Annotated in this window: 9 protein-coding genes and 2 tRNA genes (1 of these 11 cut by a window edge); 3 read left to right on the forward strand and 8 right to left on the reverse strand. The window is 45.9% G+C overall.

The features are described 5' to 3' along the window. Nucleotides 1-31: 31 nt before the first annotated feature. Nucleotides 32-1141, reverse strand: a complete 1110-nt coding sequence (locus LFX17_RS14600) for a hypothetical protein (RefSeq protein ID WP_238730880.1) — start codon at nt 1139-1141, stop codon at nt 32-34. A 229-nt stretch (nt 1142-1370) separates the two neighbouring features. Here LFX17_RS14600 and LFX17_RS14605 point away from each other — a divergent pair, with 229 nt between their 5' ends. Further along, nucleotides 1371-2267, forward strand: coding sequence for a hydroxymethylglutaryl-CoA lyase (locus LFX17_RS14605; protein WP_238730881.1), 897 nt, complete (start codon nt 1371-1373; stop codon nt 2265-2267). A gap of 23 nt (nt 2268-2290) precedes the next feature. Continuing rightward, complete coding sequence (locus LFX17_RS14610; RefSeq protein WP_238731618.1) at nt 2291-3202, forward strand: TIGR02757 family protein; 912 nt, start codon at nt 2291-2293, stop codon at nt 3200-3202. Nucleotides 3203-3206: 4 nt separating this feature from the next. On the opposite strand, the gene LFX17_RS14615 is transcribed toward LFX17_RS14610, so the two are convergent. From LFX17_RS14615 to LFX17_RS14640, 6 genes are all read right to left on the reverse strand, one after another. Next, a complete protein-coding gene (locus LFX17_RS14615) occupies nt 3207-3587 on the reverse strand; it encodes a TIGR04452 family lipoprotein (protein ID WP_238730882.1) in 381 nt (126 codons plus the stop codon). Between the two features lie 164 nt (nt 3588-3751). Continuing rightward, a tRNA-Glu gene (locus LFX17_RS14620) sits at nt 3752-3826 on the reverse strand. Between the two features lie 17 nt (nt 3827-3843). Continuing rightward, nucleotides 3844-3916 (reverse strand) — tRNA-Lys (locus tag LFX17_RS14625). Nucleotides 3917-3990: 74 nt separating this feature from the next. Further along, nucleotides 3991-5268 (reverse strand): adenylosuccinate synthase, encoded by a 1278-nt coding sequence (locus LFX17_RS14630; RefSeq protein ID WP_238730883.1) that lies wholly within the window; start codon nt 5266-5268, stop codon nt 3991-3993. A 37-nt stretch (nt 5269-5305) separates the two neighbouring features. After that, the gene (locus tag LFX17_RS14635) at nt 5306-6340 is read right to left on the reverse strand and encodes an ATP phosphoribosyltransferase regulatory subunit (protein WP_238747200.1); all 1035 of its coding nucleotides are present in this window, start codon (nt 6338-6340) and stop codon (nt 5306-5308) included. A gap of 114 nt (nt 6341-6454) precedes the next feature. Then, nucleotides 6455-6619: a hypothetical protein gene (locus tag LFX17_RS14640; protein WP_238730885.1), complete on the reverse strand. Its 165-nt coding sequence runs from the start codon at nt 6617-6619 to the stop codon at nt 6455-6457. Nucleotides 6620-6714: 95 nt separating this feature from the next. Here LFX17_RS14640 and LFX17_RS14645 point away from each other — a divergent pair, with 95 nt between their 5' ends. Beyond that, a complete protein-coding gene (locus LFX17_RS14645) occupies nt 6715-8724 on the forward strand; it encodes a 1-acyl-sn-glycerol-3-phosphate acyltransferase (protein ID WP_238730886.1) in 2010 nt (669 codons plus the stop codon). Between the two features lie 180 nt (nt 8725-8904). On the opposite strand, the gene LFX17_RS14650 is transcribed toward LFX17_RS14645, so the two are convergent. Further along, on the reverse strand, nt 8905-9197 hold the 3' end of the coding sequence (locus LFX17_RS14650) for a LamG domain-containing protein (protein WP_238747201.1). 763 nt of this gene lie beyond the right edge of the window; the window shows 293 of its 1056 coding nt (coding positions 764-1056); the start codon falls outside the window, past its right edge; it ends in the stop codon at nt 8905-8907.

A 9197-nucleotide genomic window follows, 5' to 3' on the forward strand; every position in this document is an offset into this window, starting at 1 on the left:
GGAGTTTGGCTTTCAAGACAAGAATTTTGAATCACAACAATTCTCCGCGATCGCGCAGCGACGCGATCAAATCTCGAATCGCGCGTTCCCTTTGATAGGAAGAATCCGTCCACTCGGAGTAAAGATTCTCGCGGACGTTTTCGGCCCAGATGATTCTTCCCGTTTGAACGTCGATACAACGGATCGAAAAGGCGAATTTACCGTCGTATGCCTGCCGATTGTATGGAATGTATTCGAAGTGATCCATCAAAATCAAACGATCCGCTTCCAGGAGTTTGCCTAGTTTCAATCTTGAATTTTCCGTGATTCCCGATAAGGACAACTGGATCTCGGAGAGAACCTTATCCAAACGGTTTCGTTCCACCAAAAGAATTCCGTGTTTGATGAATTTTTTTTCCAACTCGGAATATATGTCCGTGAAAATCTGCGAACCGGGCTCGTCCGTTTTCGCGAGGGAAACGAACGCGAAACGATGCGCTTCGTCCTGAGTAAAATGAGCGGACAATTCCTTCAGATGACCGAGATCCGCTTTGAGATCCTGTTCGAATTGCTGAAACGCAACGCGCATGATCGCGAAATTCTTTTTATTCTGCGAATGATCGAATCGATCGCTGAAGATCGGAACGATCGGACCCAAAAGCAGCGGAGCGATTCCGAAGATGGATCGATGTTCGATCGGATACTTGTAACTTTTGAGAACCTTGTTCGTTTCTTCTTCGTACAATTCGAACTCAACTCTTCCGTTCGTTCTTTCGATCATCGGGAACAAACCGATCGTAACGATAAACGGAATGATGGACAACACGGGAGGTTTGACTTCTTCCGCGGAGGAACGGATTCGAATCTGAATGTGCGCGTTCGGATTGAGAAGGAACAAAGCGCTCTTTCGGAACTGCGAAAGAATCTCGGAGGAATAATAACTTTCCACGTCTTGCAAAGCTACGGAAACGTTCAGACCTTTTCGGTGCATGTCTTGGGCGGCCGTTTCTCTTCCCGAAGGATCGAAATCGATCCGAACGGGAACACTTCCGTGAAACCGATATTCCCTCGGATTGATAAGCGACTTGGCTCCGAACCCGTCTCCGCTTACGTTCGCGTGATGCAGGTAACATCGAAAAAACGGAACGCAAAGAAAAACCAAGAAGAGGAATTTCGGGATAAGCGAACGGAGTAAAAACGGATTTTTCATAATTCAAAACCTAACACAAAAGAACGCGGTTCAAAAAATAATTTCCGCAAAAAAGATTTCGAAACTCTAACGAGTCGCAAACGAAAGTCAAATCAATTCGAAAACAGTCCAACGGATATAGGGTAAAGAACTTCGATATTTGACTTGCCCGCACGTCGCAAAACGGTGGAATCAGAATAGAATGAAAGTAAAAATCACGGAAGTAGGTCCGAGAGACGGACTTCAAAACGAGAAACGTCCGGTTTCCACGGAGATCAAAGCGGGTTATATCGAGCGGCTCGTCAAAGCGGGTTTGACGAATATAGAAGCGACTTCCTTCGTAAAAAAGGACGCGATTCCTCAATTGGCGGACGCGGCCGAACTTTCGGCCTTATTGGATTTGAACGGAAAAATCCGTTACTCGGCGTTGACTCCGAACGTAAAAGGATACGAAGCGGCAAAGAACGCCGGCTACAAAGAAGTCGCGGTTTTCACCGCGGCGTCGGAATCATTCGTGAAAAAAAACATCAACCGAACGATCGCGGAATCCATCGAAGGGTTCAAAGAAATCTTTCGACTCGCCCATCGGGACGGAATTCAAGTGCGAGGTTACGTATCGACCGTGATCGACTGTCCGTACGAAGGAAAAATCGATCCGATAAAGGTGCTCGAAGTTTCCAAAATTCTTTTGGATCAAGGCGCGTATGAAATCTCGCTCGGAGAAACGATCGGCACGGGAGTTCCCGCGGAAGTGGAGAAGTTGTTGGAACTCCTACTGAAAGAAATCCCCGCGGACAAATTGGCGGGTCACTTTCACGACACGTATGGAATGGCGATCGCCAATGTGGAAAAGTCATTTTCTATGGGACTTCGTTCCTTCGATTCTTCCTCCGGCGGATTGGGAGGATGTCCCTACGCAAAAGGCGCGGCCGGTAATTTAGCGACCGACGACCTCGTATATTTTTTGGAAAAGTCGGGAGTTCCCACGGGAATCGATCCCGGACTTCTCTGGGAAGCGTCCGCGTTTATGGAGAATGCGCTCGCCCGAGAACTGCAATCCAGAACGTATCTCGCCACCAAAAAGAAACGAGAGTCTTGACCTCCCCTTCCTCTCCTCAAAAAATGAGGAAGGTTCTGGAAAGAATCTTCTTCGAATACGAAACTCCCGAATATCTAACGACGGATCCGATCGAGTTCCCGCATTCGTATCCCGATTTTCAAGATCGGGAAATCGTCGGACTGATTTCAGCGCTCTTCTCGTACGGGAACGTTGCCGCGATCAAAAATCATCTCAAACATCTTTTCGAACTTTGCGGGAACTCCCCGGTTCGATTCCTCTTAAACGAAGAACTCGAACCCGTCCGCAAAAAACTCAAACCCTATCGATTTCAAAAACCCGCCGACACGTTTCTCTTTCTGCAAACGATCCAAAAAGAAATTCGAAAAACGAAATCGCATACGTTGGAACCTTTATTTTCTCTTCCGCAAACCGGAGAATTCTCGCTTTCCCCAAAGGAACAAAGATCGCTCGATCAAAGCGGAACCTTACGACAAAGAATCGTCGCCTTCCAGCTTCGATTTCTGGAAACTTCTAAAAAAATCAACCGACAGCAAACACAAAGTTACGGATATAAATTTCTGATCGGACAAGGACCGAGTTCGTCCTCGTTAAAACGCTATTCCATGTATCTGCGTTGGATGGTTCGGAAAGAATTTCCAGACCTCGGAATTTATACGACGATCGATCCGAACGAACTGCTCTACCCGCTCGACGTACACATTCAAAGAATTGCAAGCGTTTTGAAGATCAGCTCCAGAAGCACTCCGGACTGGAAAAAAGCCGAGGAAATCACGAACTTCTTTCTAAAACTTTTCCCGAACGATCCGGTACGAGGGGATTTTGCTCTCAGCCGATTGGGTATATTACGAAAGTGTAAGTCGAAATACGCGAAGGAGTTATGCGAAACCTGCAGAATCAACTCGATCTGCAAGGTTTACGAGAAACGACCCGGAGCAAACCGGGCCAAGGTTTAAGGAATTAAGGAAGTTTTTTCAGTTTGCAAGCCGAAGCCGCAATCAAGCCGGCATCCGTATTTCGAACAAGGATGATCGTAGACAAAATAGAGTCAGCACAATCTTTCACTTTTTTCTTTTCATATAAAGCGGAGGTATCTTCCTCATCAATACCCGCAGTGGAGCTTATAAAAGCAAGCGATAATATACTTCCTGAAGAAGAGCGACTACTCGTAGACGATGTAGTTGTCCCTATGGTCATAACCATTCCGATCAAAACAGCTTCGTCAATTTTGAGTGCAGCCTCTGGCGCTTTTATCGAATCACGCCCGGTTACGTCATATACAGTAGAGCAAGAAAAACTAAAGGCAACAATGAGTAAAAACAGCACAACAACATTCTTCATCCTATTTTGAAACCTCTTCCCTATATTTGAAACGAACGTAATTCCCACTCTCACCTTGTCAACTTAATATTGGAATAATATCACAAGTTGAATTATTGAATTAATTCCAAAATTGCATTCGAATTAAGAACATAATGGAAACTGAATGTATTTTTAAAAAAGAGTGGTACCGCCAAGGGGAATTGAACCCCTGTTCCAAGAATGAAAATCTTGTGTCCTAACCACTAGACGATGGCGGCTTATAAGAACGTTTCCTTGAGTCGTCGGGGATTCGAACCCCGGACCCATTCCTTAAAAGGGAATTGCTCTACCAGCTGAGCTAACGACTCGAAGCGTTACGAAATACACGATATTTTTCGAGTGCGGTGGGTCAATCAAAAACGATGAAAAAAACTCCCGATTCTTAAAAAGAATCTCCGTGAATCGTATCCTTTCGATCAGGTCCCGTTGAAACCAAATTGATCTTCACTCCGATGAATCTTTCGAGAGTTGAAATATAATCCTTACACTTTTCGGGAAGTTTTTGAAATTCGCAGATGCCGGAAATATCGGATTTCCATCCGGGAAATTCTTCATACACGACTTCCACTTTATCCAAACCTTGCGATGGAAAACAATCCAACTTCTTGCCGTTCAACTTATAGCCGACCGCAACGGGAATCTTATCGTAATCGGAAAGAATGTCGATCTTTGTGAGAGCGATCGAAGTGATTCCGTTGATACGAACCGAGTGACGCAGCATTTCCGCGTCAAACCAGCCGCAGCGTCTCGGACGTCCCGTGGTCGCGCCGAATTCTCCGCCTTTTTGACGAAGAGCTTCTCCCGCTTCTCCCAAAAGTTCGGTCGGGAACGGCCCCTCTCCCACTCTCGTAGTGTAAGCCTTCGTGATCCCGATCACGTGTTTCAAATGTTGAAACGGAATTCCGGTTCCGATCAAAGCGCCGCCCGTGGTAGGATTGGAACTCGTAACGTAAGGATAGGTTCCGAAATCCACGTCCAAACCGGTTCCCTGGGCTCCTTCCAATAGAACCCGTTTTCCTTTCTTAAGTTCCGAATCCAAGTAATATGCAGTATTGATAATATTCTTTTTAACTTTCGAAAGGAAGAATTTTAAACCCTCGTTGATGTCGTTGTAGGAAACGGGAGGCATTCCGTAAAGTTTGTCGAGTTCGCGATTCTTTTCGTCTACGAGATGTTTCAAACGCGCCTGATAGGAATCGTCCAAAAGGTCTCCTACTCTCAAACCCATTCTCATCATCTTATCCGCGTAACAGATTCCGATTCCTTTTTTGGTCGTTCCGATCTTGTGTTCTTGGCTTACTGTAGTCTCTCTCGCTCCGTCGATCTGAGAATGATACGGAAACAGAAGATGACACGCGTCGCTTAACAAAAGCTTGTCATAAACCGGAAAACCTTCCTTTTGAAGACGATCGCATTCTTCGATAAAGAAAAGAGGATCCAGAACCACGCCGTTTCCGATCACGCAAATCGTCTGATCGTAGATCACTCCGGAAGGAACCAGGTGAAAAACGTATTTTTTTCCGTGAACTACGACCGTATGTCCCGCGTTCGCGCCGCCTTGATAACGAACGATGATGTCCGTGTCCTTGGAAAGAAAGTCGATGACTTTGGCTTTTCCTTCATCACCCCATTGGGTTCCTACTACTAACGATGCGGGCATAGTTTTTCCTCAAATAGATGCTTGGTAATATTGCGTTTCATGATTTGGAATCGGGAAGCGGAGTCTTCAGAGAAGCTTCCAAAGTGTTGACCACGATCGCGTAACCGCTCGCGTCCCTCTGCACTCCCGAAAACATTTCGTAAAGATGATCGTAAGCGCCTCCGGTCAAAACCGGATCGGGAGAACCTTGCAGATAACCTTGAAAAACGAAACCGGTATAATAGTTCAAATCTCTCAAAAGGGAAAAGTCGATACAAAGATCGATCCTTCTTTTTTTGGATTCCCATGCCTTTAAGATCCAGGAAGTTTCTTCGAGAACGACGTTTAAACTTTTTTGAAGTTCCGGCGAAAGGGAATTCAGGCTCAGGGATTTCTTCAAAGAATCCAAATCGAAGTTCAACACGAGTGCGTTTAACAAACGGAGGTATACGTCGCTGTTTTTCTTTTCGCCGAAAATCCGTTCGATCTCGTTTCCGTTTTTCTGATAGAGAAGCGTTGAAAGAATTTCGATCTCGTTCGCATTCAGCTCGAACTCGCGGACGATGGAATGAAACAGATTCACGTTTCCGAGAACCAAGGTCAACGGATCTTCCAAGGGAAGCAGAGAAACGATCTCGTCCAATTCTTCCAAAATTTTGAATGTGTTTTCCTTGCCGGAAGCGCCCAGAGATTCCGCACCGATCTGAAGAACCTCTTTGCGGGACACGCTTCCCTTGGCGCTCTCCCGAAAAACTCTTCCGACATAGAAGATGTTTTGATTTTCCTTTTGATGGGAGAAACCGGCCATCCCTTTGACCGCCTGAACGGTCAGATCGATGCTCGGAGAAATCTCGTTTCCGGAAAGATCACGAATTCTGAATAAAGAGGAAGAATCGGGAGCGGAAACCGTTTGTAAAAACGTGGAACTGTAATCGAATGCGGGAAGGAAAACTTCCGAGTAGCCTTTTTTTTTAAGAAAGCCGGAAACGGTTTCGAGTAAGATCCTTCTGTCCTTGCTGTCTTCGGGGCCGAGAAAGTGAAACCCGTCGGGAATCCATTTTTTCTGGCTGGGTTCTGGGAGATTTTGATTCATGTTTTGGAAGACTTCGATTCCAAAATACAGTTCAAAACCGAGACGTCAGAATTCAAACCTTTTTAAAAAAATAGAATGACAATTCCCATTGCAAACGGATGATTATCAACCTAATCAATGGATTCTTTCCATCGCAAGATTTCTATCCATGACATCGATAAGTCCTTCCAAAAGGCCTTTCCGGGCAGTTCCCGGCGCGGTGAGAATCCAACCCGACGCGAAAATTTTCTTTTCGTTCGGAGCAACCGAAAACGATCCTAACTCCGATTCCTCTTTCATAGAACATATCGGAATGCGAAGAATCCGGATTTCCGTTTTAGGAAAAACACCGGCTGTTAAGAACTTATTTTTGAACGGACCAGGAAGGTATTTAAATGGCTGAGAAAGAATCCAGCGTCGGTAAATGGCAGAAAGAATTTTTTGAAAACATCCACTTATTCAAACGTTCCGGAATGACGGAAGAAGAAGCCAAAAAGATTCTCCAGAAATTCTTATATCTCTCTTCTGTAACACCGATGCCTCCGGTAATGGACGTGTTCAAAGAGCCGAATCTTTTGGAAACCGTCGGAGTCTACACTTCTCCGGAACAAAGATCGAGAGAGTTTATGATGGAATTTCTTTCTCCGATCATGAAGCAATTCACCGTGGAAGGAGTGGACAATCTCAAAGCGGTCAAACCTCTCATCGGAAAATATCCGATCACGTTGATCTCGAACCACTTATCGCATCTCGACGCGCCCGCGATCTTTCATCAGCTGTATAACTGTTCTCCGGAGGGAAAGGCGATCGCCGAACAGCTCGTTTTTATCGCGGGAAGATTGGCGTATGAACCCGACTTCACTCGTCTCGGTCTTTATATGTTCGGAACGTTGCTCGTTTGTTCCAAAAGGGATATGGCGGACAATCCGAGTCTTTCGGACGTGATGACCAAGATCAACATGAGAGCGTTCCGTCATTCTCAAAAACTTCAATCCGAAGGAAAGATCGTAGCGATCTTTCCCGAAGGAACGCGTTCGCGAGACGGAAGACTGATGCCGTTCGTGGAAACGGTCTATCACTACGTCGCCAACAAAGTCATCATTCCGATTTCTCTCGAAAAGACGGACAAGATTCTCCCCACGACAAGTCTTTTGTTCAATCAGGTGAACGGAAAACTCGTCATCGGCAAACCCGTGTTAGTGGGAGAATTATCCCGCAAACAGATGGAAACCTTTCCGAAGGAAGTGGAACAACTTCAATTCCCCGAACACGGAGACAAAAAGCAGTTCCTCATCGACAACCTCGCGTTGCTCGTCGGTTCCAACTTGAACAAACACCAGCACGGAACGTATCGAAATCTTTATAAAGGCGATGTCGCGGGAAAGAACATTCTCATCAAGGTTCCGAAAGAACCGGAAGAAAAGATCGTCGTCATTGGCGCGAGCAGCATGTCGATCGCGGTCGCGACCCTTCTTGCAAACAACGACGTTTTGGTTTATCTCTATCATCCCGATCAGGCTTACACCGAACAATGCAATACGGAAAGAAGGGAACTGAAATACTACCCTCTTTACAAACTTCCGCCGAATTTGATTTTTACGTCCGATCCGGAAGTTTTAAAAACGGCGACTCTCTTTATTCAAGGAACCAATCCTTGGGAACTCATCAACGTTTATCCGGAGATTCAACCTTTCTTGAACAAGAATAAGGCTCCGTTCTTCAACGTGGTCAAAGGATTTACGAGCACCGGCTTGATCTTGGACGAAGTGCAGACCGCGTTCGGTTTGGAGGACGATCGTCTCGGCGTGATCGCGGGGGCTTGTTATCCCGATCAGATCATGGAACGAAAAATTTCGGGATTCGAGATCGCCGCATCCAACGCAACTCTCATCCCGAGAGTTCAAAAGCTGTTCACGACCGGTTATATATTTCCGCGCCCAGCGAGAATCCCGACCGACATCAAGGGAGTTCAGTTAGGCGGAGCTTTGAAAACGATCTACGCTCTCGCAATGGGAATCGTGGAAGGTTACTTCACGCAAACCCTCGGCGGCAACGTGGATAATTCTCTCTTTCATTTATCGAATCGTTTCTTTTCCGAAATGACCGCGATCGGAGCGAAGATGGGCGGACAACCGGAAACCTTTCTCGGACTTTCGGGACTGACGGACTTTATGCTTTCTTGTTTCGGAACCGATGCGAAGGACAGAAAAACCGGATACGACATCGCTTACGGTTCGCCTTCGGAAAGAATGTCCAACGGATTTTACGGTTTGAAAGTGATGCCGAATCTGATGAACATCACTCCGGAAACTCCCGTTCTCGCGGCGGCATATGAAATCGTGATCAACAAAAAGCCGATGCAGCAGGTCATTGAAATGATGGAAGGAAGACTTTCGAGAGTTTAGAAGAAACGCACGAGCTAAACGTTACAAGTTTGGCTCGCGCTAACAAAACCGATCTACATACGGCTCTCACCTTCTTTTGTCTCAAGAAAGAGGAAAGAAGGTCGTATATTATAATTCCGTTATTAGAACGCGAGCCTATCTCGCAAAACTACAATCTACTTCGGTTATAGTCAGAGTAACTTAGTTGCAAGAATGCGGAACCGTTAGGTTGTATTTGAAAGCCAAATAACATTCCGCTTTCACTCGATCCGCAGCGCTGAGTCCCTGATTGTAGATCAAAGTTTCCGCAAGTCTTCCGTCAAAACCCGATCCACCGGCATAAACGCCTAGATACGTTAAATTATTTCCGACCGCATTGTACACGTTCGTGGTGTTTTTCTGCAAACTTCCGTTCAAATAAAGAGAGGTCCCGGTTCCGGAAAATTGCATCGTAAGAATATGAGCCGAGTTGGTGGCATAAGCGTTACTTTGAA

The sequence above is a fragment of the Leptospira sanjuanensis genome (genome assembly GCF_022267375.1).
Classification (GTDB): domain Bacteria; phylum Spirochaetota; class Leptospiria; order Leptospirales; family Leptospiraceae; genus Leptospira; species Leptospira sanjuanensis.

Excerpts from the sequence above, each read along its gene's own strand:
- LFX17_RS14605 (WP_238730881.1), top strand. The coding sequence starts at position 1,371 with ATGAAAGTAAAAATCACGGAAGTAGGTCCGAGAGACGGACTTCAAAAC.
- LFX17_RS14610 (WP_238731618.1), top strand. The coding sequence starts at position 2,291 with ATGAGGAAGGTTCTGGAAAGAATCTTCTTCGAATACGAAACTCCCGAA.
- LFX17_RS14615 (WP_238730882.1), bottom strand. The coding sequence starts at position 3,587 with ATGAAGAATGTTGTTGTGCTGTTTTTACTCATTGTTGCCTTTAGTTTT.
- LFX17_RS14630 (WP_238730883.1), bottom strand. The coding sequence starts at position 5,268 with ATGCCCGCATCGTTAGTAGTAGGAACCCAATGGGGTGATGAAGGAAAA.
- LFX17_RS14635 (WP_238747200.1), bottom strand. The coding sequence starts at position 6,340 with ATGAATCAAAATCTCCCAGAACCCAGCCAGAAAAAATGGATTCCCGAC.
- LFX17_RS14640 (WP_238730885.1), bottom strand. The coding sequence starts at position 6,619 with ATGAAAGAGGAATCGGAGTTAGGATCGTTTTCGGTTGCTCCGAACGAA.
- LFX17_RS14645 (WP_238730886.1), top strand. The coding sequence starts at position 6,715 with ATGGCTGAGAAAGAATCCAGCGTCGGTAAATGGCAGAAAGAATTTTTT.